Raw genomic sequence first — 22,428 nt, 5'->3', positions numbered from 1 at the left:
TTACCGGCGGCGGCGGTTACGGCCGTTTTCGCTCGGGATGAGGGTTACATTTAGGGATTGGCCCGAACGGCTGCGCATTTCCTGGTCTTCGTAGCCGCCGTAGCCATACACCAAAGTGTTGTCGCCGGTGGGCGCTTCTACGGTGTAATGACCGTTCTGATCGGTGCTGGCAAACTTGCGAGTGCCTTTCACAAACACGGTGGCACCGGCCAGGGGGCGGCCGTTTTCATCGAGCACACGGCCGCTGATGTTTATGCTGCGCGGTGCTTCCTCTACTGCTGCTACCGGCTCGGGAGCCGCGGCGGTCTGCACCTCGGGCTCAGGCGACTGGGTTTCGCTGTTGCCGCTATTACTGCTGCTCTGGGCCGCGTCCGTTGCGGCTACAGACTTAGTAGTCGCAGTGGTTTTTGTAGCAGTTTTGGACTCAGCGCTGGCTTTGGCTTCCTTTTCCGGCTCAGCGGTTTGCTCTGCTTCAGCGGGGGCTTCGGTCACTTCGCGGGTGCCCACTACGCTGGCCCCCGCCAGCTCAAAGGTTGGCATCTGACCATTGGCAATTCGCTCACGGTTTTCGGCTGGCACAAACGCAACAGCCGCCCCGATCAGCAGCACCACAGCCCCGGCAATTAAGCCAAGCTTGCGGTTGCCTGACTCTAGGGAAGCCTCATCGGTGTTTAGTTGCTCGTCGGTGTGAGTAGGTTCGTAATCAACTTTCATAGGCGTGCTTTTGACAGTGGGAAATCGGGAGGAGAGGAATGAAGAGCAGCTGACCGACGTGTAATTTTCGCTTTCGGACCAGCTTAGTCTTCGGTTCGTCCCTAAAATTATTGAGGAATCTTATCGTATTGCAACAGTCCATAATAATTTCCTAATAATAAAAGAAGCCCCGCTACCAAGGCGGCAGCGGGGCGGTTTGGCCAAGCACTGGTGCTTGCTTAATCCTGAGCGGGGTTGCTGGGGCCGCTCGGCGCCTTGTCGCCAAACTGCTGCTCCCGGGTGCGCAGGTTGGCTTCGTGGTCGAGTTCGTAAGTGCCTTCCACCTCGTGGCCGGGGCCCTGCTGTTTGCCGGGGTCCGATTCGTGGTCGTTGCCACCTTGGGGGGTGATGTCGTTGCCGGTAATACGCAGATTTTCGAGCTGATCTTTCTGACCGGTGCGCTGGCTGTAGCCATGCGCACCGGCGCTGCGATAAGCCGTGGGGTCTTTGTCGACGTCGGTATTGTTGTTGACGATTTGCTCAAAGTCGCGCTCCTGCTCCTGTTGCTCATCGCGCTTGGGGCCGGTTTTCTGCCGCTTGATGCGTTCGTTTTCGTCGCCTTCAGTACCTTCTACATTGAGATTAAATGGATTAGCCATGATGTTCGGGTGTTTATTTGCATTTTCTCCTACGCACCCAGTACCGCTAGCGTTCGGCCCAGCTCGCTAAAACTGCCTCTCCGGGTGACCTGCCGCTGGGCAAAAGCACGGGCAGGCAATCCAAACTATAGTTGTATCCAGTAGGTTTGTGACCGAAGCGGCCGTGCCCGACACCCAACCGCCTCCTTACTCTCTCAGATTCACATTCCCGATCCGGCCGTTACAGAGCGGCCAGATGCTCACAGGTTCATTGTCTGCTGATTCTCATTCCATGCACCTGGTCATTATCGGCAACGGCATAGCAGGCGTAACCTGCGCCCAGACGGTGCGCCGCCTGCGGCCGGATGCCCGCATCACCATCGTATCCAAGGAAACGGAGTTTCACTTCTCCCGCCCGGCGCTGATGTACTTGTACATGGGCCATTTGCGCCTGCCCGATGTAAAGCCCTACGAGGACTGGTACTGGCGCGAAAACCGCATCGAGTTGGTACACGACCGCGCTGTGGTCATTGACTACGAGGGGAAGCGAGTGCACCTCGCACGCCAAGCCCCCCTCTCCTACGACGCGCTGCTCCTGGCAACTGGCTCCAGCACCAAGTATTTCGACTGGCCCGGCCAGGACTTGGTGGGGGTACAAGGCCTCGTCACGATGACCGACCTGGAGCGCATGACGGAAGTAACGCAGGATGCCCGGCAGGCCGTGGTGGTAGGCGGTGGGCTTATTGGGGTGGAAATGGCCGAGATGCTACTCACGCGCAACATCGAGGTGACCCTGCTGGTGCGCGACAGCCACTACTGGGGTTCGGTGCTGCCAGCGGAAGAGGCCGCCATGGTGGACGCTCAGTTGCGGCAGCACGGCGTGCAGGTGCGCTACGGCACCGAGCTAGCCCAGGTAGTGAGTGACAGCAGCGGCCGCGTGGATTCGGTCATTACCTCGGATCAGCAGGAAATTCCCTGCCAGTGGCTGGGCATTGCAACGGGCGTCACGCCTAACATTGACTTGGTGAGTGGAACCGCCGTCGAAACCGACCGCGGCATTCTCGTCGATGATTACCTGCAGACCTCGGTGCCGGGTGTGTATGCCGCCGGCGACTGTGCCCAACGCCGCCAGCCACTGCCTGGCGAAGCGGCCATCGAGCCGCTGTGGTATACCGGGCGCATGCAAGGCGAAACGGTAGCCCACACTATTTGCGGCCAACCTACGCCCTACCGCCGCGGGCCGTGGTTTAACTCAGCCAAATTCTTTGACCTCGAATACCAGACCTACGGCCAGGTACCGGCCCGGCCCGTGGCAGGCGAAACCAGCTTCTGGTGGGCCCACCCCAAAGGCGGCTGCGGCCTGCGCCTGCACTACCGCGCCGATGCCGGCGCAGCCCTGCTCGGCATCAACGCCATGGGCCTGCGCCTGCGCCACGACGTATGCGACCGGTGGCTGCGCACGGGCGCTTCCATTGAGCACGTGCTCCAACACCTGGGGGAAGCTAACTTCGACCCGGAATTTTTCACCGAGCATGAGCCCGCCATCGTGGCGGCTTTCAATGAGCAGCACCCGGAGCGGCCGCCGCTTACGCTGCGCCGCCGCAAAGGCCTGCTCGCCCGCCTGCTTTCCGTATAATCATTCATGGCCGATAAACCCGACTACCGCAAGCTCTACCACCCCGGCACCTTCAACGCTTGGCAGTACATCGCCTTCACGGGCGTGATTATGAGCGTGGCGGCTCACCTCGTGCTCATTCTGCTTGATCAGCCGCGTCCCGAGGGCTTCCACTGGCTGTACGTTTCGTGGGTGGTGCTTTTTGTGCTGGGTACGCTGAGCAACCTGTACGGTAAGCCCGACGACCATCATCACCACCACTAAGGGCGCGCCACTGTCTTGACAACCCAAGCACACTCGGAGCCGGCAGGTCAAAAACATTGAGCGGCACCGGACCGATTACTGAATTTCTTGGTTAAGAATCTGCTAGTTCTTTTCGCCGTTGTGCTGGCTAGCTGGCAGCACGACGGTTGAGCCTTTTACGCTTCAGCATCCAGAAGCAGGCTTTTAGCCTTTCGTCAATATGAGTTTTTTCACTGCTTACTCTGATCAACCGCTGGCCGAGCCGGTACCTGAGCCCTCCGCCGCCGAGCGGCTGTGGCTGCTGCCCGTGTCCTTGGGCCTGCTGGCGCTGGCTGTCACGCTGGTAGCGCCGACCTCGCTGCAGGCACAGGCTTTCTGGCTGGGCGTTGCGCTGCTGAGCACGGGCACCGTGGGCTGGAGCTGGTATAAGTTTGGCCAAGGCCCGGCCGGCGTGCGGCACAACTACCTCTGGAAGCGCGACAGCACGTCCCGGGGCATGGTGGCGTGGATAGCCGGCATTGTGCTGACGGGCTTTTACGTGGTGCTGTACTGGTGGCCCGAATTTCTTGAAAACCTCATCCGGCCGCTTGACAGCCTAAGCCAGGCCCTACGCCAAAGGCCGGCTGATCAATGGTTTCTCTACGGTACTTTCTACACGCTGGCGGTACTGCTGATGGGCTTTCGGGCGCTGCTCAAGTACCGGCATTCCGGCTACCAGCGCATTCGCACGCTGTCGGTAATGTTCTTTCAACTCGTGCTGGCCTGGCTGATTCCGGGCCTGCTGCTGGCCCTGCAAAAGCCGGAGTTCTACTTCAGCTACTTCTGGCCGCTGAAGTACGATTACCTTTTTCCGGGCACCATCAGCTACCTAAAAAACGACGGTCAGGCCCTGGGCACCTTTCTCGTATTCTGGAGCGTGGTCATGTCGTTTGTAGCCACGCCGGTGCTCACGTACTTCTTCGGCAAACGCTGGTACTGCTCGTGGGTGTGCGGCTGCGGCGGCCTCGCCGAAACCGCCGGCGACCCGTACCGCCACCTCGCCGACAAGCGCCGCGAAGCCTGGCGCTACGAGGTTAGCATCGTGTACACCGTTCTGGGCTTCGTGATAGTGGTAACGGCGCTGCTATGGCTGAATACTTACCTGGGCGGCGCGCTGCTGGGGCGCCTGTCCGATGAGTTTTCGCGCACCTACGGCTTTGTCATCGGGGCTATTTTTTCCGGCGTGGTGGGCGTAGGCTTCTACCCCATCCTCGGCAACCGCGTGTGGTGCCGCTACGGCTGTCCCATGGCCGCCTACCTGGGCCTGCTGCAAAAGCACTTTTCCCGTTTCCGCATCACCACCAACGGCGGGCAGTGCATCTCGTGCGGCAACTGCTCCAACGTATGCGAAATGGGCATCGACGTGAAGCAGTACGCCCTGCGCGGTGAGCCCATCATTCGGGCGGCCTGCGTGGGCTGCGGCATGTGCGCCACTGCCTGCCCCCGCGGCGTGCTGAACCTGGAAAATGGCCCGCGCGAAGGGCGGTATCAGGGTAGTCAGCTGATCAGGGCGGAGAGCCTGCGGATTTTAAGCTGATACGATGACTTTAGATGAATTGTGCCTGCTCGAAAGGCACTTACAAACCTTGACTACTTGTGTGAGAGGTGAAATGGGATGGATGAGTGAGGAATTAGAGCGTCGAGGAGTATTTGATCAATATCAAGCTGTTCATCGTGCTTACACTGCACTGGCAGCTAACCAATCAAATCAGGAAGCGCTTAAGCGAGCCTTATTTATTCAATGGTATTATATGGCAGAGCCTTCTTGCTTTAGCGGCATAGGCCTGCTCGATTCCGAAGCAGAATTACTCGTGCTTACCCTTCTTGATGAGTTGTTGCTAACTGAAGCAGCCGATGCAGAATTGATTAACATGCTACACTATTACGCATATTGGGACTATACTTTTAACCGACCTGCATTTCAACACCTGGTAGCTTTACAGGCGTTCGTTCAACATCATGCTGCCGCTAATGTCAGCCCGAGTGTTCCACCCATACGCATCAATGATATGCCCACACGCGGACAAATGGGCACTTACTGGCTAAGTTGGGGTGGCGGCGAACTGCTTGCAAAATGAGTTTTCAAACCTGTGTCTGCCATCACTAAGCACCACTAGCTGCGCGACTGGAATCAGTTGCCACAACCTTAACGGCGCTGGCCGTTTCTACCTTAAAAACGCCAGCAGCGCCGTGTGAAACTGCTCTGGCGCCTCAAGGTGCGGGATGTGCCCCACCTTTTCCAGTGGCACCAACTTGCTGCCCTTGATAGCAGCGGCGGTGCGCTTACCGAGCGCCGGGTACTGCCCCATCGTGGCTAACACTTTCGGGTCTTTCACCAAGCCTTTGCCCACCACGGTACGGTCCTGCTGACCGATTACGATGAGCGTGGGCGCCCGCACGCGGTCTAGTTCATACACCACTGGCTGCTGATAGATCATGTCGTAGGTGAGGGCGCTGGCCAGGGCTACTTTAGGAAAATCGGGGTGGCGCGTCTGGGCCGCCAGCGGCAGCAGCCACTGGTCGTGGGCTTTGGGGTAGCCGTTGGGGTAATAGGTCGCGTGGTATTTGCGGATGCTTTCTTCCGTGGCCTTTAGCTCAGTGGCAGTGGCTTGGTCCACACTCTGAAAGGGCACACCGCGGCGGTAGTCTTCGAGGCCGATGGGGTTTTCGAGCACCAGCCGCTCGGTGGCGTCGGGAAAATCGATGGCGAAGCGGGTAGCCAGCATGCCGCCCATGCTATGGCCTATGACTACGGCCCGCTGCACACCCAGCGTATCGAGCAGGCGCTTGGTGTTGCGCGCCAGCTGATGAAATGAGTAATGAATGTTGGGCTTATCCGACTTACCAAAACCAACCTGGTCCGGGACGAGCACCCGAAACCCGGCTTTCGAGAGGGCCTCCACCGTGCCCCGCCAATAGGCCCCGAAGAAATTCTTGCCGTGCATCAGCACCGCCGTACGGCCGTTGGGCGCTGCGGCCGCGGGCACGTCCATGTAGGCCATGCGTACGGCCTGGCCTTCGAGGCGCAGCGGCAGGTACTTTACCGGAAACGGGTACTCGTAGCCATCGAGTGTGGCATTGAGCGTAGTAGGTACGGAAGGCGTGGTTTGCGCCGATGCAATGCAGGCAACGCAGCACAACCACCAAATCAACAAGCACGAACGAAGCATAGTTAACAGGCTGGGTGTGGCCTGCATTACGCACTGGCTCGGGAAAAGTCGAACCTTGTGCCCCTTGGCGCAGCTACTCCCCGTCTCTTAATCCTTCTGATACACGCCGAAGAGCAGGTCGCTTGGCTCGCGTTCCAAAAATTGGTCCTCAGCCGCAAACAGCTCCCGGAGCAGGCTTTGGGTGACGGCATCTTCGGCGAGAAAGTGATGGGCGATGTCCTTGAGCACCAGCGTGAGCAGGTTGCCGCCGATGGCTTTTTCCTCCAGCACCCGAAAGTGCCGGCGCACGGCGGGCAGAATCTGCTCGCTTTCCACGGCCTCCGATGGATCGGTGATGACCATGCGCAGCCAGCCAGGGCCGCTTACCTGGGTTTTGATGCGCTTGGAAAGGAACCGCTGCCGGTAGCGCACGGGCACCACGGTCCGAAGCAAAGCATTGGCCTCGCGCAGCTGAGCGGCCGTCCACTGCAGGCGGTTGGGCCCCACGTAATCATTCAAAATCAGCAGGCCGCCGGGGCGCAGGGCCCGGTGCACGCGGGCTACCACTTCGGGTACGTTGCGGAAGTGGTGCAGGGCAGCGTGAAAAAACACGATGTCGTAAGCGGCCTCAGGCCAGGGCATGGCGTTGACGTCGCGCACCTCGAAGCGCATATTGTGCAAGCCTTCCTGCCGGGCATTGGCTTCGGCCTGGCGCAGCAGCCCCGGGGTGATATCAACGCATTCTACCAGCCCAAATTGGGGGTGCCGGGCAAAGGCCATTTCGTGGCTGCAAATGCCGCTGCCGAGCGACAACAAGTGTAGCCCGCTCCGCTCCTTCAGGTACTTTTCGACCACGTACGGCTCATAAGCCAGCGTAGCCTGCCCGGTAATCTTTTCGTTCCAGCGGGCCCGCACGGCCGGTATAATCCACCAGTTGGCCGCCTGCAGATGCACATCATCGAAAGTACTCTGGGTGCGCGCCAGGGCATTGGTCGTAAACTTCGACAGAATGTAGGCGCTGCCCCGTTGGTTGATTTTGGCGAGGGTTTCGCTGAGGTCGTCGCGGGTAATCAGGCGCATGGGGCGGGAGCTTGGCAGGCAAAGATACGCGACCCGACAACGCGCCGGGTGCTGCCACTAAGCTGACCACACCCGACGCATGGAAGCCAATAGCCCTAGCTAGGCCGCGTTTGCTGTTTAAGCAGCAGTTCAATAGTGCGCGTCTCCTCGTCGCTCCACACCACACTGCGCACGTCATCGATCTGCAGAACCGAGTGGCCGTCTGGCTCGCCGAAGGCTGTGTAAGCTTCTAGCAGCAGCTCGTCTTCGGTCATGCGGGTAATGTAGCCGTAAGGGTCATTTTCGGAAGTCGTGAGCAGCTGCACCAGCTGGCGCACCTCCATGGCGCGCTGCAGCAAGGCGGGCACCGTGAGGTACTGCTGCTCCACGCCATCGGGAGCAGCGGCCAATCCGAAAATGGCTTCGGGGTTGTGCTCCTTGAACTCAATCAGGCGCACGTACCGGTCGTCAAAATGCACCTGCGACACCTCGCCCATGCTGATGCTCCGCACGCTGCTGAGCATGCCTTGGCGCGTGATGCTGCGCAGCATCAACAGCTCCGGGTTGAAACTGAGCACGTAGCCCAGGAAAGTCCCACCGGCAGTTTGGAGGGATACTACGCGCCGGGTACGCTGGGCGCGTTGCAGCATGTCAATCAGTAAAGCTCCCATAAATGCTCCGCAGCGGCAATCGGCCAGCTGATCGGACGGCTATAATAAGCCGAAAAGCTGAACCGGCAGCAACCGGACAGTATTAATCGATTTCCAGATGTCGCTGCAGCGTACGCTCGATTTCATCGAGTCGGCGGTCGACGGTCTGCATCAATTCTTCATTGAAAAAAGCGGCTCCGCTGGTGCGGGCGGTGAGGTAGCGCGCCAGCGTAGAGCTTTCGAGTAGGGCGGTTTGCAAGCTGTGCTGCGCATCGGCCCACCGTTCGGGCTTGCCGGCCTCTAGCAGCCGGCCCCGCAGCTCGATGGTCAGGCTCACCAGTTGGGCCAGCCGCATGAGCAGTTCGCCCTCGGCGGGCGTAAACTCGCGGGCCTCGAACCCAATCACGCACAAGGTGCCAATAGGATGACCATCAGGCATACGCAGCGCAGAGCCGGCGTAGCAGCGCAGCCCAGCCGACTCGGCCACGGCTGGATTTACCAGGTTGCACCGCTCCTTTTGCAGGTCGGGAAAGGTAATGGTGGCTTCCTCTAGCACAGCCGCCGAGCATAGGCTATCCGTCCGCAACACGCGCTCTGGCAACCCTTCCATTCCGCTGTTGGCTTTAAAAAACACCTGCTCCTCGTCTACCAACGAAATCAGCGAGACTGGCAGGTTGAACAGCTGGGCCGTGAGGGCTACAAAGTCATCAAATATTTTTTCTGGGGTGGTGTTCAGAATCTGATACTGGTAAAGGGTGCGCAAACGCGCCAGCTCGTTATCCGGAATCAGTGAATGCGGTTGCTTGTAAGCCATGCTACTTAGAAAGAATTCAACTCCACGGTGGCCTTACTGGCCATTCTACCCTACCTGCAGTTCCTGCAGTACGCGCTTGGCCTCGGCTACGTGGTCGGTGGCGCGGCTCATGGAATTGAAGATGTACTGAATTTTGCCCTGCGCATCGATTACGTATGTAACCCGGCCGGGCAGCAAGCCGAGAAAGCCCCGGGGCACTTCGTAGAGCTTGCGCACCTTGCCCCCTTCGTCAGCCAAGAGCGGAAACGGCAGGCGGTGCTTCTGGGTGAATTTCTGGTGCGACGACTCGGAGTCCGAACTGATACCCACTACCTCGGCTCCAAGCTCCTGAAAGTCCTCGTACTGGTCCCGGAAAGAGCAGGCTTGTGCGGTGCAGCCGGGCGTGTCGTCTTTCGGGTAGAAGTACAGCACTACGGCCTTTCCGCGTTGCTCACTCAGCCGAAAGGTTTCGCCGGAAGTGGTGGTAAGGTTAAAATCGGGAGCTACGTCGCCAACCTGCAGCATGGAGAAAAAGGGTAAATTGAAATGGGTAGAAGGTATACGTACGCAAACCTGGCTTCCGCGGGTAAAACCATGGGGAGTAGTTGACGCGTATGTTCACCACGGTACAAACTTAGACCCGCGTCAGTTTGCTGCTAAGCCTACTTTATGGTCCCCTTTTCCGGCTAGTGCCTATGGCCCGACTCGTACTCCGCCCTTACTTTCCGCTTTTGCTGGCAGTGCTGGAAGCTGCCGCCGTGGGTTACGTGCTACGGGCGTTGTCGCGCTTTGTGGGCCTGAACATGCTGCTACCGCCCTGGATGGGCGAAGCCATTCACCAAACCGTACTGTTGACCGCCTTCTTGGCGGCCCTGCTGTTTGAGCAGCCCCGCCCCTCGCGCCGCATGGCCCTGCTTGCCGCAGGCGTACCAGCCCTGGTAACGGGCTACGATATCTACATGGCCCTTACCCACGGGTGGGGTTGGCTGCTGAGCGCTGCCACGGCCGCCATATTTGGCTACTGCCTGTATTTGGTGATGGATGAAGAGGCTGAAATTCACGCCAGCAACCGCTCCGGCCGCTGGCACCGCCGCGTTGTGCAACGCCGCAGCACGCGCAGCTTATAGCCCAAGCTGCTAGCTTCGCTTACAAATCAGCACTTTTGCGCTCTGTTACGCGCCTACATGTCTTCTGCCCCTCCCGCTTCGCTTCCTTTCATCGACGTCATCATACCGGCTCACAACGAAGTCCGCAGCATCGGGCGGGTGCTGGCCGAAATTCCGCGGGAATGGGTGCGCGAAATCATTGTGGTTGATAACGCTTCTACTGACGACACAGCAGCTGCCGCCCGTGCCGGCGGGGCCACTGTGCTGCGCGAAGACCGACCGGGCTACGGCTACGCCTGCTTGCGCGGCATGGCCCACTGCTACGCCCGCCCCGCGGCCGAGCAGCCAGCCATCATCGTGTTTGTGGATGGCGACTACTCCGATTATCCTGAGCAATTGCCTGAGCTGGTGCAACCCATCCTGACCGATGGCGTGGATATGGTCATCGGCTCCCGGGCCCTGGGCCAACGCGAGCCGGGCTCCATGCTGCCCCAGCAGATCTTCGGCAACTGGCTGGCTACTACCCTACTCCACCGCCTTTACGGCGCCCGATTCACCGACCTAGGCCCGTTTCGCGCCATCCGGGCCGACGCCCTGCAACGCTTGCAGATGCAAGACAAGACCTATGGCTGGACGGTGGAGATGCAGCTCAAAGCCGCCCGGCAGGGCCTGCGCAGCACGGAAGTGCCCGTGCGCTACCGCCGCCGCATTGGCGTTTCGAAGGTATCGGGCACCGTGAAGGGGACGCTGGGCGCCGGGTATAAGATTCTTTGGACTATTTTCCGGTATGCCCGCCGCTAAGGCCACCGCACGCACCACATGAAAGGGCTGGAAATCGTCTTGCTGACTTTTTACGGGCTGTGCCTGCTGTTCATTTTGTGCTTCAGCATCACGCAGTGGCAACTTACGCGCCTGGCGCACCGCAGCCGCCGCACCAGGCCTGAACCAGTGCCACCGTTGCCTGCGGAGTGGCCGCGCGTGACGGTGCAGCTGCCCGTGTACAACGAATACAACGTGGTGGAGCGCATCATCGACGCCGCCGCCGCGCTCGACTACCCCACCGACCGCCTGCAGATTCAGCTGCTCGACGACTCCACCGACGAAAGCGTGGCGCTGGCTGCTGCGCGGGTGGCCTACCACCGGGCCCGCGGCCTGTGCATCGAACACGTACGCCGCCCCGACCGCCAAGGCTTCAAGGCGGGGGCACTGGCTTACGGGCTGGAGTCGGCAACCGGTGAGTTGGTGGCCATTTTTGATTCGGATTTCGTGCCCGAGCCGGACTTTCTGCGCCGCACGGTCCCCTACTTCCAGGAAGCGCAGCTGGGCGTAGTCCAGACGCGTTGGGGCCACTTAAACGAAGAATACTCCCTGCTGACTGAGCTGCAGGCTTTCGGGCTAAACGCTCATTTTTTGATCGAGCAAGTGGGCCGCAACGCTGGGCACCATTTCATCAACTTCAACGGCACGGGCGGCGTGTGGCGGCGCAGCTGCATTGAGCAGGCCGGCGGCTGGCAGTCCGATACCCTTACCGAGGACCTAGACCTAAGCTACCGCGCCCAACTCGGCGGCTGGCGTTTCCGCTACCTGCCGCTGGTGGTAGCCCCGGCCGAGTTGCCCGCCGCCATGGATGCGCTTCGCTCCCAGCAATACCGCTGGAACAAAGGCGCGGCTGAAACGGCCCGAAAGCACCTCGGCCGCGTGTGGCAGGATGCCCGGCTAAGCCTTGGCACCAAGCTGCATGCCACTTTTCACTTGCTCAATAGCAGCGTGTTTGTGGCTGTGCTGCTGATGGGCCTGCTCAGTGTGCCGCTGCTGGTGGTGCGGGCGCACCGGCCGGAGTTCAACTGGATTTTCCGCCTGGCAGGCGTGTCGCTGCTGAGCTTGCTGCCGTTGGTAACGTACTACCACACGGCTTGGCGCTGGAACGGAGGCCGAGGCACCGGTCTGCGCTTTGCCCCGAAATTCCTGCTCTTTTTATCGATGTCGATGGGCTTGTCGCTGCACAATGCCTGGGCAGTGCTTACAGGGCTAGCTGGCCAGTTAACCCCGTTTGTGCGCACGCCCAAGGCCGGGCTCATCAAGCGCAGCAGCACGGCACGCCGGCGCTACCGCACAGGCTCCATCAACGGGCAAACAGTGCTGGAGGCCCTGCTGGCTGGGTATTTCGCCACTGGTATTGGCTTGGCTTTTCACTACGATAACTACGGCCTGCTACCCTTTCACTTGCTGCTGACGCTAGGCTACGCTGCCATTGTATATTACAGCGTGCAGCACGCCCGCAACGCTTGATGCTGCCGCGACGGACGCTTCTGCTTGCGCTGGCGGCGGTGCTGCTCACGGCCGCCCACCTCGGTCTGGCCTATGCCACGCCGCGCAATCATACCGCGCAGCTGCTGGTTTTGTTTGCATTAGCCACCGTAGCCTATGTAAGCTTGCTGCGCTGGCAGCTACCGCTACGCTCCGGGCTGTTGCTGGCGCTGGTGCTGCGGCTACTCTGGCTGCCCATCAGCCCGCCTTTTTCCGATGACTTCCACCGCTTCCGCTGGGACGGCATGCTGGTAGCGGCGGGTGAAAGTCCTTACCTGCACCTTCCCGACGAATACACAGTGGCTGGCGGTGCCATAGCTGGCCCTTCGGTCCTCACTCCTGCCCTCTACGCGCGGCTTAATTCCCCTCATTACTACTCGGTCTATCCGCCGGTCTGCCAAGCGGTTTTCGGGGCAGCCGTTCGGCTAATTCCTAATTCGGAACTGGGCCAGGTTATGGTCATGCGCCTCGTGCTGTTATTGGCCGAAGTCGCTAGTGCCGTATTGCTGGTAATGCTCCTGCGTCGCTGGCAATTGCCGGCCGAGCGGGCGCTGTGGTACCTGCTACACCCGCTGGTAGTAGCCGAACTGGTCGGTAATCTGCACTTCGAGGCCTTGGTGATTACCGGTGTGCTGCTGGCACTGTGGCTTCTCACGCAGAAGCGCCTTGTGCTTGCAAGCCTGGCGCTGGCAACAGCCGTTGCTACTAAGCTTACTCCCGTGCTGGTCTTGCCTCTGTTGGTACGGCGGCTGGGCTGGTGGCCTACTGCGCTTTTCGGTACCGTGGTGTTAGTGGCCTTGCTGGTGCTGTTTGCCCCGTTTGCCTCCGCAGAGCTGCTGCACAACATCGGCCGCAGTCTGGATCTGTACTTTCACGCATTCGAGTTTAATGCCAGCGTGTACTACCTCTTGCGCACGGTGGGCTTTTGGCTGACGGGGTACAACGAAATTGCCCGTTTGGGCACCGCCCTAGCCGCTACTTCCGCGGTTGGCATTCTAACGATTGCGGCCCTGGACCGCCGCGCTACCTTGGCTACCGTACCGCGGGCCCTGCTGCTTAGTCTGACGCTCTATTATGCGCTAGCCACCACGGTGCATCCGTGGTATCTCACCACTTTGGTAGCACTGAGTTGCTTTACCGGTTGGCGCTACCCCGCCACCTGGGCGGCCATGGCTACACTGTCGTACGCCGCCTACCGCACCACTGCCTACTGCGAAGACCTACGACTAGTGATGCTGGAGTACTTCGTGGTATTACTAGCTGGGTTGTGGGACTGGCACCAGCAGCGAAAAAAGGCCGAGGTAAGTGCCCAGGTGGCATAGCATGATTAATGCTGCCAATAGGCGTAGCGGCGCACTTCCCGCAGCTGCAGTTTGCGGCCGTCCCAGGTTTGCTGTTGCACCAGCACGTGCGGATATTGCTGGTCAAACCAATACACGTTTTCCTTGCCCCGCTCTAGCCGAACAGTCACGCGCCAGGTCGGGCGTGAGGCTTCGCTAAGGGTAGCGCGGGCCACCCGGAAATCGGCGCGGTACAATACTGGTTCGGCGGCTTTGCTGGTCTGCTGGGTTTCTAGCACGTTGGCTTCAAATAGCGGCTCATCATTGAAGCGAAGACTGCGCAAGGTGTACGGCAAGGCATCTTCGAGCAGAATGTCGCGCTGCACTTCCCGCTGGCCGGCGCCTTGTCCATCCCAGTAAGAATTGTACGTCAGTTGGTATGAGGTACCCTGATCCGTCAGGGCCTTGAAGGTATTGCCGCACCACTCCTGCGAAGACGACGTGAGTTTATGCAGCTGCAAGGGCTGCTCACGCCGGAAGAAAAGCGAGGTGAGGTAATGATACGGGTAGTTATCGGTGGGAATTCGGCCAAACACGTTGACCTTCATAACCGGAAAAAGGTCGTCGCGCTGGTAATCGTCGGTCTTCACATTGAAGGCTTGGTTGAAGTCTTCTTTCACCGTGATAAGCGTCAAATCGAACTGCCGGGGCTTGTTGTACACCACGCGCTCGGCGGCATAAGTGGCTACTTCCGCCAAGCCATCCTCCCAAAGCTTCGCCTGCGCCCAGTTGGGGTCAAAGTGCTTCTGAATATTGCCCAAGGCCGTTTTTGGCGCCGCCTGCTTGCTTTCGGGTTGAGCATTGGAGCAGTTAGCAAGCCAGAAAGGCATGACCAACAAAAACAAGGGGCGTAAAGCAGCAGGACGCAGCATAAGGGAGCAGGCGCGAAGAACGGTTCGGCTCAAAGGTAAGGGCTGGTAGCACCTGGTGTCTGGGCTTGTTGCCAGGCCTGCCAGTCTTCGGCGGTATCCACGTCGCGTAGCATGGGCAGCAGCGCTACCGACAGGCTTTCCCGCTCCGCTGTTTGAAGCGTGTCGCGGAGCACGTCAGCAGTACTCCAAGTAATGCCTTCGAACAGGGCTGGTTGGGGCCGAGTGAGTCCGAGCAGGTAATAGCCGCCGTCGTGTGCAGGGCCCAGTACTACTTCGTGCGTATGTAGCTTTTCAAAGGCCGCCGTCAGCAAATCGGCGTTCAGCCCCGGGCAGTCGGTACCGATAATAACTACGCGCCGGGCGCCAGTGGCAAACGCCGCGGTGAAGGCGTGCGCCATGCGCTGGCCCAGATCGGGAATAGTGGGTTGTACCTGCTGCTGCGTACCGGGCCACAGCGGCAGGGCACCGGCTGGAGGCGCGGCAGCCAGCCACAGCATGCGGAGGCAGGCGAGCGGCTGCACCGCAGCTTGAGTAAGGGCCAGCAGTTGCTTGTAGGCACCAAGGGCAGCAGCATCGCCTAGTTCGGCCGCGAGGCGGGTTTTCACTTTACCCAACTCGGGGTAGCGGGCAAAAATGAGCAGGTGTTCGGCTGCAGCCCCTTCGGTTGGCTTCACTGATATACTTTTTCGCCGCGACGCACCCACGGAGCCCACAGTGCCGAATAAGGATGCACCTGGGCAGTCGGGCCGTGTTCGTTGTAAACGGGGTACGCCTCGTTGACCCACTGAAATATGCCACCGTAGAGGTTGCGCACGTCCTTAAAGCCCAGCTCTTTCAGCTTCTCCCCGATTCGCTCACTGCGGTAACCTACCGAGCAGTACACCACCACTGGTTGATTGCGGGGTAGGTCCCGCACAGTGGCCGCGCTGAAGGCATCATAATCCACGAAGCGGGCACCTTCCAAGTGACTCACGCGGTATTCGGCCGCCGCGCGGGTATCGAGCACGATGAGGCCCGGCTGCTTTTTGCGCAACTCGGCTAGCTCAGCAGGTTGAACCGTGGGCACAGTGCCGCGATAGAGCGTATGGAGCAGGCGCCCGTAGGCAGGCTCTACCTGCGGGGGCACGCTCTGGGCATTGCCGCAGCCCAGCAGCGTCAGCATGCCCGACCACATCAGCAAAAGGTGTTTCATGCGTGATATCAGGCAGTGGCGCCGCCGCAGCTGGAACCAGCGCCGGCCGTGCAGCCGTAGCAGTGCTGATTCAAGACAATGCTGCGGCCGTTGAGCAGCGCGAGGTTAAAATCCCGAATGTGCTGCGGAGCGCGGGCGTCTACGGGCAGCTCCAGCATCTGGTTGAAGTCACAATCGTAGAGGCCGCCGTCCCAGCTTACGGATAGCGTGCTGCGGCACATCACGTTGGCGGCGGCTACGGGGTTGTAGCCTTGCACCAGCTTGTCCATGTAGGCGGCATAGTTGCCGCTTTCCACCAAGTAATCAAGGAACCGGCTAACGGGCAGATTGGTGATGGTGAGCAGGTTGTTGAACTCGATGCCGTGCTCCCGCCGCAGGCGCTGCTTGAAGTCGCGCTCCAGGCCCGTCTGCGAACCGGGCAGAAACGCGCCGGATGGGTTATACACCAAGTCCAGAATCAGCCCACTACCCTCCTGCCCATAGCCCACGGCATTGAGCATCTTGAGTGCCCGCACGCTGCGCTCAAACACCCCTTCGCCCCGCTGCGCATCGGTACGGACGGCCGAAAAGTGCGGCAGCGACGATACCACGCGCACGCCGTGCTGCCGGAAAAATTCGGGCAGGTCGTGGTACTTCTTGTTGGCCACGATGATGGTAAGATTGCAGCGCACAATCAGCTGTCGGCCCAAAGCCGATACCTGCTCCACCAACCAGCGGAAATGCGGGTTCATCTCGGGCGCGCCGCCGGTTAGGTCCACTACCTGCATGTCGGGGGCTTGGCGCAGCGCCTCCAGGCACTGCTCCATGGTTTCCCGAGTCATGATTTCGGTGCGGTCAGGGCCCGCATCTACGTGGCAGTGCTTGCAGGTCTGGTTGCACATCTTGCCGACGTTCAGTTGCAGGGTGCTGATGCTGGTAGGCCGCAACGGCAGCAGGCCCGTTTCGCGCAGCTTGCTGGCAAACGCCGGCCAGGCTTGCCCTGTAGTCTGGGCAGCATTCAGTACGGTAAGCTGGTAGCTGGTATCGGCCAGCGGGTGATGCTGGGCGTGTAAACTTTTCATAAGCCGCTGGTTACAGAGCTGATTAGTCGCTTGTTGTCAGGCAGTGTCAGAATGGGCAACTACTGAACCTGTAACCATAGCACCTACATACTGAGTTCTTTGGCCTTGTTCATCATTTGTACGCCGTGCACCAGCGCGGCACCGCCTTTGATGGCGGCGGCCACGTGCACGGCCTCCATCATCTGGGCCTCATCAGCACCTTTCTGCAAGGAGTCGGTGGTGTAAGCATCAATGCAGTACGGGCACTGCACGGCGTGGGCAACGGCCAAGGCAATGAGGGATTTTTCGCGTTCGGAAAGGGCACCATCCTTAAATACTTCGCCGTAGTAGTCGAAGAACTTGCGGCCCATCTCGGATTGCCACTCAGTGATATTGCCAAATTTGGCAAGGTCCGCGGGGTTGTAATAGGTCTTTTCCATGGTCAGAGGCAACAAACGAATCCGCGGTTGGTTTGGATTGGACGCGGCATTATCCGACAAATAAAAGCGAATAACTTATTCCAAGCGGCGCACCACAATGCGCACATGCTGGCCGTTGTCGAAGTAGCTGGGCTCGATTTCAATTTTATCGACCTCATCAAAATAGGCGGCCAACCCACGCACGATGCCTACCGCCAAAGCGCCCATACGCCGCGCCGACACATACTCTACTACCACCTCATTGTCGTCCACGCGGCGCACGTGCAGCACGGGCGGAGCGTTTTCCTGGTGCTCTTCCCGCACCCGCTTGTGCATAACCCCTTCGGTGTGGAGCAGCATTTCCAGCGTCCGCCATTCGGGCTGCAACAGCTTGCTGTACATGTACATCAGGTCGGGCACCAAGTACTCGCCAAACTTTTCCTGCAGCTCCTCCGCCGGAATGCCCGTCATGCTGGCGGCAGTGCCCACCAGGGCGTACATATGCTGATCGGGGTATACACTTTTATGGTCAAAATCAGTGGCCGACAGGCCGGAAGCTTCCAGTAAATGTACCCAAGTGCTGTGGTCGTATTGTGTCTGAACGTACCGCTTGAGCAGGAGAAAAATCGAACCGTGCATGTAGCAAAAAGGCCCCGGCAAACACGTTGCCAAGGGCCTTAAAGGTACTGCGAATAACGTGCTTGGGTTGCGCGTCTACATCTGGCCCATCACTGTAAGGGCAGCCAGCGTCGGCTCGGGGCGGCCGCCAGCGGGCTCCAGCGTCACGGCAAAGGCCTGCGCATTGATGACGTCTTTCATGCGCTGCAGGCTGTCGCCGGCGGCGGTGTTTTGGGCCAACATGCCGGCATCCACCGGCTTGCCTTTGTCCAGGGCCCAGAGCTGATACTGCTTGCCGCTGGGCGCCGGCGGCAGGTTGTTGACATCCACGTACACGGCGCGGGTAGCCGGATTATAAAGTACCCGGGCGCGGGCACCGGGCGCGGTGGGCGTACCGGTCATGACCACGGTGCGGAACTGCTCGTTGCGCAGAATTCCCAGCTCACCGGTGCGAGCCGCGAGGCGCTTCTCCACGGCCTGCGTGGCTGCGGCGTAGCGGGCCTGCTCGGCCTGCGCAACGGAAAGCTGCGACTCGGCCTGCTGCCAGCGGCTGTAGAACAGCCAGTTGGCCCCGATGCTCAGCAACAGCAGTACGGCTGCGGCAGCCGCCATCCAGCGGTAGCCACCACCCGAAGACGTCTCGGCGGCAGGCAGGCTGCGCACTACGGCCTCGGCAGGCGCCGAGGTTGTGGTTTCGGGCGCGGTGCGGGTATGCTCAGCCACCATGGGGGTAGGCATTACGGGCGTAGCGGGCTGGGCCACTTGGTTCGGCGCGGGGGCTTGGCGGATGGCCTGCTGCCAGCCGCTGAGCACCCGCTCCCGCATGGCTGCGGGGGGCGTCACGGCATGGGCCTCAGCGTAGAGGCCAAGCGCCTGCTGCACGCGGATCAGCTCGGCCCGGATGGCCGGGTACTGCATGGCCAGTTGCTCCACCTCAGTGGCCTCGGCCGGACTGAGTTGTTGCAGGGCATACAGCTCTAGCTGTCCTGATTCGATATACTCTTCAATATTCACTGTTCTTTTATCGAATCAGTTTGGAAAGGACTTTTATGGCGGCGCGGGCGCGGGTTTTCACGGTTCCTAACGGCAGCTGCAATTCGTCAGCTACCTCGCTTTGGGTATAGCCTTCGAAATACAGCATGTCGACGATCTGGCGCTGGTCGGGCGTTAGCTGCCGCGTCAGCTCCTGAATCCCAATGTGCTCGGGACGGAAAGTAGCTATTGCGGGCTGATGCTCGGCCGGACTGTCATCCAGCGACTGTGTGCGAGAACCTACGCGGTACTGGCGCGAGCGGATTTTGTCGATGGCTAAATTTCTGCAAACATTCAGCACCCAGGTAAACAGGCGCCCTTTCGTGGCGTCGTAACTCTGGAAGGAGTGCCAGATCTTAACCATGCTTTCCTGCAGCACGTCTTCGGCTTCTTCCTCCTTGCGCACGATGCGCAGGATGACGCCGTACAGTGCCGCCGAGTATTTGTCGTAGAACTCCGCCATGGCAGATTCGTCCTGTGCCTTAAGCCGGGCTACTAGCTGCTCCTCGGCAATAGGCGGCGACTCGGGTATCAATTGGGTCACGGTGTGGTGTGGAATGCTTCCCGGCGCTGGTTAGCGAAGCGCAGCAGAAGTGGTCAAAAATAGGGACAAAACGGACATTGCGACATTTCCGCTGCCAACCTCTGGCGGTAGGCAGTAGTTATACGTAACATCGCTGCCGAAGCTGCCTGCAAAGCCAGCTCCCCTGACCTCCTTCAAAATTATATTTTTCATGGCCATCGAGTCCTACAACCCATATATCGGAAAAGTGTTGCGCCGCTTTCGGCCGCACACCCCTGCACAGGTTGAACGCATGCTGGCGCAGGCCGAAAAAACCTTTCAGGAGTGGCGTCGCAGCGCTTTTGCCGAACGCGCCACCGTACTGCGGCGCGCTGGTGAGTTGCTGCACGAGCGGCAGGATGAGCTGGCCCGCATCATGGCCCTCGAAATGGGTAAACCTATATCTGACGGCCGCGCCGAAGCCCAGAAGTGCGCCCTCACCTGCGACTTCTACGCAGAGCACGCCCAGCACATGCTGCGCGACGAGGAAATCAAGACCGAAGCTCGGCGCAGCTACATTGCGCACGACCCCATCGGGCCGGTGCTGGCCGTGATGCCCTGGAACTTCCCGCTCTGGCAGGTGGTGCGCTTCGCAGCCCCGGCCCTGATGGCCGGCAACGTGGGCCTGCTCAAGCACGCTTCCAACGTGCCGCAGTGCGCCCTGGCTCTGGAAAAAATCTTTCACGATGCGGGGTTGCCCACGGGCGCTTTCCGGGCGCTGTTAATCGAATCCAAAGCCGTGGAGCCACTCATCGCCGATGACCGGGTGCGGGCCGTGACCCTAACCGGCAGCGAAGGTGCGGGCAGCCAGGTGGGCGCCGCAGCCGGCCGCCACATCAAGAAAACGGTGCTGGAACTAGGCGGCTCCGATGCCTTCGTGGTGCTAGCCGATGCTGACCTGGAGCTAGCCGCCAAAACCGCCGCGCAGGCCCGCATGATCAATGCCGGGCAAAGCTGTATTGCGGCCAAGCGCTTCATCGTGGAGAAAAGCGTTTCGGCGGAATTTGTCGAACGCATGAAAGCGCACCTGCAGGCCTTCCGCGCCGGCGACCCGCTCGAAGAGCAAACCCAGTACGGCCCCCTCGCCCGTCCCGACTTGGCTGATGAGCTAACGCAACAGGTAGACAAATCGGTGCAGGCCGGAGCCAAAGTGGTGCTACAGGGGGGCCAGCCTAAACATGGCTCAGCCCGCTTTGCGCCCGTGATGCTGACCAACGTAAAGCCCGGCATGCCCGCATACGAGGAGGAAACCTTTGGCCCGGTGGCCACCATCCTTGTCGCCCGCGACGAGCAGCAGGCCATCCGCCTCGCCAACGATTCCCGCTACGGCCTGGGCGCCGCCGTGTGGACCCGCGACGAAGAGCGCGGTCAGCAAGTAGCCCGCGAGCTGGAGGCCGGCGCAGTATTCGTAAATGCCTTGGTGAAGTCCTCTCCAGAAATGCCCTTCGGTGGGGTGAAGAAATCGGGCTACGGCCGCGAGTTGTCTCACCTAGGCATCAAAGAGTTTGTCAATCAAAAAACCATTTGGGTTGGCGGCGAGAAGCCGGGTTCAGTAAAGAACAAAGCAGAGTAAGAGGGCTCGATGCGCTTACGTTCCGGCCTTGGCCTCTCGCCCTTCTCATGCGTACCCAAGCAGCCGATATATCACGTACCCGGTTACTTCATGCAGCAGCACGCTCCATTGCTCCAACGCCCCGGCGCTGGGCAGTAGCCAATACGCAGGCGTCGGCTGACGCTTAATAGTAAGGTAGCCAGCTGGAAAGGGCGTTACCTGCAGCCCAGCTTTCTGAAAGCACCCGATGGCTCGCCGCTGATGAAAGGCGGAAGTCACCAGTACCAGGCGCGGCGACTGCACCTGCCGTTCTTGCAGCAGCGCCTGAGTATTCTGAGCGTTTTCGCGGGTATTGCGGCTGCGCTCTTCCAGCCATATATCCTTGGTGGGTACGCCCGCCAGCCGCAGCAGGACTGATAAGTCGCGCGCCTCGCTGCGGGCGCCGGGCTGCTCCAGCACGGCACCCGAGCCACCGCTGATGATGATGCGGCGCACCCGACCAGCGCGGTAAAGCCAAAGCGCGTGGGTAAAACGGTCGGCGCCGCGGTCGAGGTACACGCGGTCGGTGGGGCCCCGGCGGGGGTCGGTGATGCCGGTGAGCAGCACGGCGGCATCGTGGGGTTGTTGGCCCAGCGTGGCAAGCGGCACGGGTGGCAGTTCCCAGCGGCGTAGCAACTCGTTGCTCAGGCCCGGATTGGTAAATACTACGGCCGCAACGACAGCCGCAATCAGCCAGCGGCGGCGCCAAAGGGAGGAACGGGCCAGCAGGGCCGCCACGGGCATCACAACCAGCCAAAGGGCCGGTGCCAACACGAAATCGAGCAGCTTGGACAGGACAAAAAACACCGGCGCAAAGCTAGGCCAAAACCCAGTTGATCGGCTCCTTTTTGCGGACAGGCTAAGAACGCCGGCTGAGGGTTGTGGCCACTAAGCTCAGCGGGACGGTTTCACCAGCTGCACCAAGACCCTTTTCAGGTGCAGTCCACACTCTGGCTAGTGCGCTGCCACCGGCATAAAGTGCCGCAGCCGCTCCAGCTGCGCCCGTACTTCCTCGTCGGTGGTGCGGGTGTCGCATTCCAGAATACGCCCCTGACAGTACGAGACAAAAAACGGCGCCACGCGCTGCTGCATGAGCTTACGAGCGACGGGGTTTTCGTCGCTGTTCAGGCGCAGAAAGTAGATGCTTTCGAAAGAGGGGTCGTCGGCAAAACGAATGAAGTGCGGCGACAGCAGTTCACAAACATCACAATCCTTATCAGAAGTGAATTTGGCAAACACCTTCAGGTGCTCATGCGTGAGCTGACGCAGTCCCTCGTCGTTGGTTTCTAATACAATCATCCGCAATGGGCATTTTATAAATAGTGTGGCAATCGATCCTATACGGATATTAAATAATCTAGATCCTGCTTCCTTGTGGGCTATTCTGTCTGGGCACGACGCCTGTTTCCTGACAAGCTCCCCTTCCCACTTTGTTTTTTGCACGACTGCACAGGCCCATAGACCCTGGCC

At 60.1% G+C, this 22,428-nt stretch carries 26 protein-coding genes; 9 read left to right on the top strand and 17 right to left on the bottom strand.

Annotation, left to right across the window (positions count from 1 at the left end; genetic code table 11):
• Together AC5FXY_RS05075 and AC5FXY_RS05070 are read right to left on the bottom strand one after the other, a co-directional pair.
• Nucleotides 1-714 (bottom strand): carboxypeptidase-like regulatory domain-containing protein, encoded by a 714-nt coding sequence (locus tag AC5FXY_RS05075; RefSeq protein ID WP_493555552.1) that lies wholly within the window; start codon nt 712-714, stop codon nt 1-3.
• A 218-nt stretch (nt 715-932) separates the two neighbouring features.
• A complete protein-coding gene (locus AC5FXY_RS05070; RefSeq protein ID WP_493555551.1) occupies nt 933-1,352 on the bottom strand; it encodes a hypothetical protein in 420 nt (139 codons plus the stop codon).
• A 271-nt stretch (nt 1,353-1,623) separates the two neighbouring features.
• Between AC5FXY_RS05070 and AC5FXY_RS05065 the strand changes: the two genes are divergently transcribed.
• The 4 genes from AC5FXY_RS05065 to AC5FXY_RS05050 all read left to right on the top strand — a co-directional run bounded on the left by AC5FXY_RS05065 (nt 1,624) and on the right by AC5FXY_RS05050 (nt 5,306).
• The gene (locus AC5FXY_RS05065; protein WP_493555550.1) at nt 1,624-2,967 is read left to right on the top strand and encodes an NAD(P)/FAD-dependent oxidoreductase; all 1,344 of its coding nucleotides are present in this window, start codon (nt 1,624-1,626) and stop codon (nt 2,965-2,967) included.
• 6 nt (nt 2,968-2,973) lie between these two features.
• Complete coding sequence (locus tag AC5FXY_RS05060) at nt 2,974-3,210, top strand: hypothetical protein (protein WP_493555549.1); 237 nt, start codon at nt 2,974-2,976, stop codon at nt 3,208-3,210.
• A gap of 199 nt (nt 3,211-3,409) precedes the next feature.
• Complete coding sequence (locus AC5FXY_RS05055) at nt 3,410-4,765, top strand: 4Fe-4S binding protein (RefSeq protein ID WP_493555548.1); 1,356 nt, start codon at nt 3,410-3,412, stop codon at nt 4,763-4,765.
• A gap of 4 nt (nt 4,766-4,769) precedes the next feature.
• Nucleotides 4,770-5,306, top strand: a complete 537-nt coding sequence (locus tag AC5FXY_RS05050) for a hypothetical protein (RefSeq protein WP_493555547.1) — start codon at nt 4,770-4,772, stop codon at nt 5,304-5,306.
• Between the two features lie 87 nt (nt 5,307-5,393).
• Here the strand turns inward: AC5FXY_RS05050 and AC5FXY_RS05045 are convergent, their stop codons facing one another.
• The 5 genes from AC5FXY_RS05045 to AC5FXY_RS05025 form a co-directional block, all read right to left on the bottom strand.
• Entirely contained in the window at nt 5,394-6,398 is a 1,005-nt protein-coding gene (locus AC5FXY_RS05045) for an alpha/beta fold hydrolase (RefSeq protein ID WP_493555546.1), read from the bottom strand.
• A gap of 87 nt (nt 6,399-6,485) precedes the next feature.
• Nucleotides 6,486-7,457: a class I SAM-dependent methyltransferase gene (locus AC5FXY_RS05040; RefSeq protein ID WP_493555545.1), complete on the bottom strand. Its 972-nt coding sequence runs from the start codon at nt 7,455-7,457 to the stop codon at nt 6,486-6,488.
• A gap of 95 nt (nt 7,458-7,552) precedes the next feature.
• On the bottom strand, nt 7,553-8,107 hold the full coding sequence (locus tag AC5FXY_RS05035; protein ID WP_493555544.1) for a hypothetical protein: 555 nt from the start codon (nt 8,105-8,107) through the stop codon (nt 7,553-7,555).
• Nucleotides 8,108-8,189: 82 nt separating this feature from the next.
• Complete coding sequence (locus AC5FXY_RS05030) at nt 8,190-8,900, bottom strand: GAF domain-containing protein (RefSeq protein ID WP_493555543.1); 711 nt, start codon at nt 8,898-8,900, stop codon at nt 8,190-8,192.
• 45 nt (nt 8,901-8,945) lie between these two features.
• Nucleotides 8,946-9,404 carry a peroxiredoxin gene (locus AC5FXY_RS05025; RefSeq protein WP_493555542.1) on the bottom strand — a complete coding sequence of 153 codons (459 nt, stop codon included), beginning with the start codon at nt 9,402-9,404 and terminating at the stop codon, nt 8,946-8,948.
• Between the two features lie 170 nt (nt 9,405-9,574).
• Between AC5FXY_RS05025 and AC5FXY_RS05020 the strand changes: the two genes are divergently transcribed.
• From AC5FXY_RS05020 to AC5FXY_RS05005, 4 genes are read left to right on the top strand one after another with little or no spacing between them, the layout of a single operon-like run.
• Nucleotides 9,575-10,006, top strand: a complete 432-nt coding sequence (locus tag AC5FXY_RS05020; protein ID WP_493555541.1) for a hypothetical protein — start codon at nt 9,575-9,577, stop codon at nt 10,004-10,006.
• A 57-nt stretch (nt 10,007-10,063) separates the two neighbouring features.
• Complete coding sequence (locus AC5FXY_RS05015) at nt 10,064-10,786, top strand: glycosyltransferase family 2 protein (protein ID WP_493555540.1); 723 nt, start codon at nt 10,064-10,066, stop codon at nt 10,784-10,786.
• Nucleotides 10,787-10,804: 18 nt separating this feature from the next.
• Nucleotides 10,805-12,274: a cellulose synthase family protein gene (locus AC5FXY_RS05010; RefSeq protein WP_493555539.1), complete on the top strand. Its 1,470-nt coding sequence runs from the start codon at nt 10,805-10,807 to the stop codon at nt 12,272-12,274.
• Complete coding sequence (locus AC5FXY_RS05005) at nt 12,274-13,614, top strand: MptA/MptB family glycosyltransferase (RefSeq protein ID WP_493555611.1); 1,341 nt, start codon at nt 12,274-12,276, stop codon at nt 13,612-13,614. Before AC5FXY_RS05010 ends, AC5FXY_RS05005 begins: the two co-directional genes overlap by 1 nt.
• A 5-nt stretch (nt 13,615-13,619) precedes the next feature.
• On the opposite strand, the gene AC5FXY_RS05000 is transcribed toward AC5FXY_RS05005, so the two are convergent.
• The 8 genes from AC5FXY_RS05000 to AC5FXY_RS04965 form a co-directional block, all read right to left on the bottom strand.
• On the bottom strand, nt 13,620-14,462 hold the full coding sequence (locus AC5FXY_RS05000; RefSeq protein ID WP_493555538.1) for a hypothetical protein: 843 nt from the start codon (nt 14,460-14,462) through the stop codon (nt 13,620-13,622).
• 71 nt (nt 14,463-14,533) lie between these two features.
• Nucleotides 14,534-15,178 (bottom strand): TIGR04282 family arsenosugar biosynthesis glycosyltransferase, encoded by a 645-nt coding sequence (locus AC5FXY_RS04995; RefSeq protein ID WP_493555537.1) that lies wholly within the window; start codon nt 15,176-15,178, stop codon nt 14,534-14,536.
• A complete protein-coding gene (locus tag AC5FXY_RS04990) occupies nt 15,175-15,696 on the bottom strand; it encodes a rhodanese-like domain-containing protein (RefSeq protein ID WP_493555536.1) in 522 nt (173 codons plus the stop codon). Before AC5FXY_RS04990 ends, AC5FXY_RS04995 begins: the two co-directional genes overlap by 4 nt.
• A gap of 8 nt (nt 15,697-15,704) precedes the next feature.
• Entirely contained in the window at nt 15,705-16,757 is a 1,053-nt protein-coding gene (arsS, locus tag AC5FXY_RS04985) for an arsenosugar biosynthesis radical SAM (seleno)protein ArsS (RefSeq protein ID WP_493555535.1), read from the bottom strand.
• A gap of 83 nt (nt 16,758-16,840) precedes the next feature.
• Nucleotides 16,841-17,176, bottom strand: coding sequence for an arsenosugar biosynthesis-associated peroxidase-like protein (locus AC5FXY_RS04980; RefSeq protein ID WP_493555534.1), 336 nt, complete (start codon nt 17,174-17,176; stop codon nt 16,841-16,843).
• A 75-nt stretch (nt 17,177-17,251) separates the two neighbouring features.
• Complete coding sequence (locus AC5FXY_RS04975; protein ID WP_493555533.1) at nt 17,252-17,794, bottom strand: heme NO-binding domain-containing protein; 543 nt, start codon at nt 17,792-17,794, stop codon at nt 17,252-17,254.
• A gap of 75 nt (nt 17,795-17,869) precedes the next feature.
• A complete protein-coding gene (locus AC5FXY_RS04970) occupies nt 17,870-18,787 on the bottom strand; it encodes an anti-sigma factor (RefSeq protein ID WP_493555532.1) in 918 nt (305 codons plus the stop codon).
• Nucleotides 18,788-18,794: 7 nt separating this feature from the next.
• Entirely contained in the window at nt 18,795-19,349 is a 555-nt protein-coding gene (locus tag AC5FXY_RS04965; RefSeq protein WP_493555531.1) for an RNA polymerase sigma factor, read from the bottom strand.
• 190 nt (nt 19,350-19,539) lie between these two features.
• On the opposite strand from AC5FXY_RS04965, the gene AC5FXY_RS04960 reads away from it, so the two are divergent.
• Nucleotides 19,540-20,940 carry an NAD-dependent succinate-semialdehyde dehydrogenase gene (locus tag AC5FXY_RS04960; protein WP_493555530.1) on the top strand — a complete coding sequence of 467 codons (1,401 nt, stop codon included), beginning with the start codon at nt 19,540-19,542 and terminating at the stop codon, nt 20,938-20,940.
• Between the two features lie 45 nt (nt 20,941-20,985).
• Here the strand turns inward: AC5FXY_RS04960 and AC5FXY_RS04955 are convergent, their stop codons facing one another.
• Both AC5FXY_RS04955 and AC5FXY_RS04950 read right to left on the bottom strand, forming a co-directional pair.
• A complete protein-coding gene (locus tag AC5FXY_RS04955; protein WP_493555529.1) occupies nt 20,986-21,765 on the bottom strand; it encodes a YdcF family protein in 780 nt (259 codons plus the stop codon).
• A gap of 147 nt (nt 21,766-21,912) precedes the next feature.
• On the bottom strand, nt 21,913-22,257 hold the full coding sequence (locus AC5FXY_RS04950; protein WP_493555528.1) for a thioredoxin domain-containing protein: 345 nt from the start codon (nt 22,255-22,257) through the stop codon (nt 21,913-21,915).
• Nucleotides 22,258-22,428 lie beyond the last annotated feature (171 nt).

The organism is Hymenobacter sp. FMD4 (assembly GCF_058932745.1).
The sequence above is the reverse complement of the archived record's forward strand: the minus strand, read 5'-3'. Positions and strand labels throughout refer to the sequence as shown.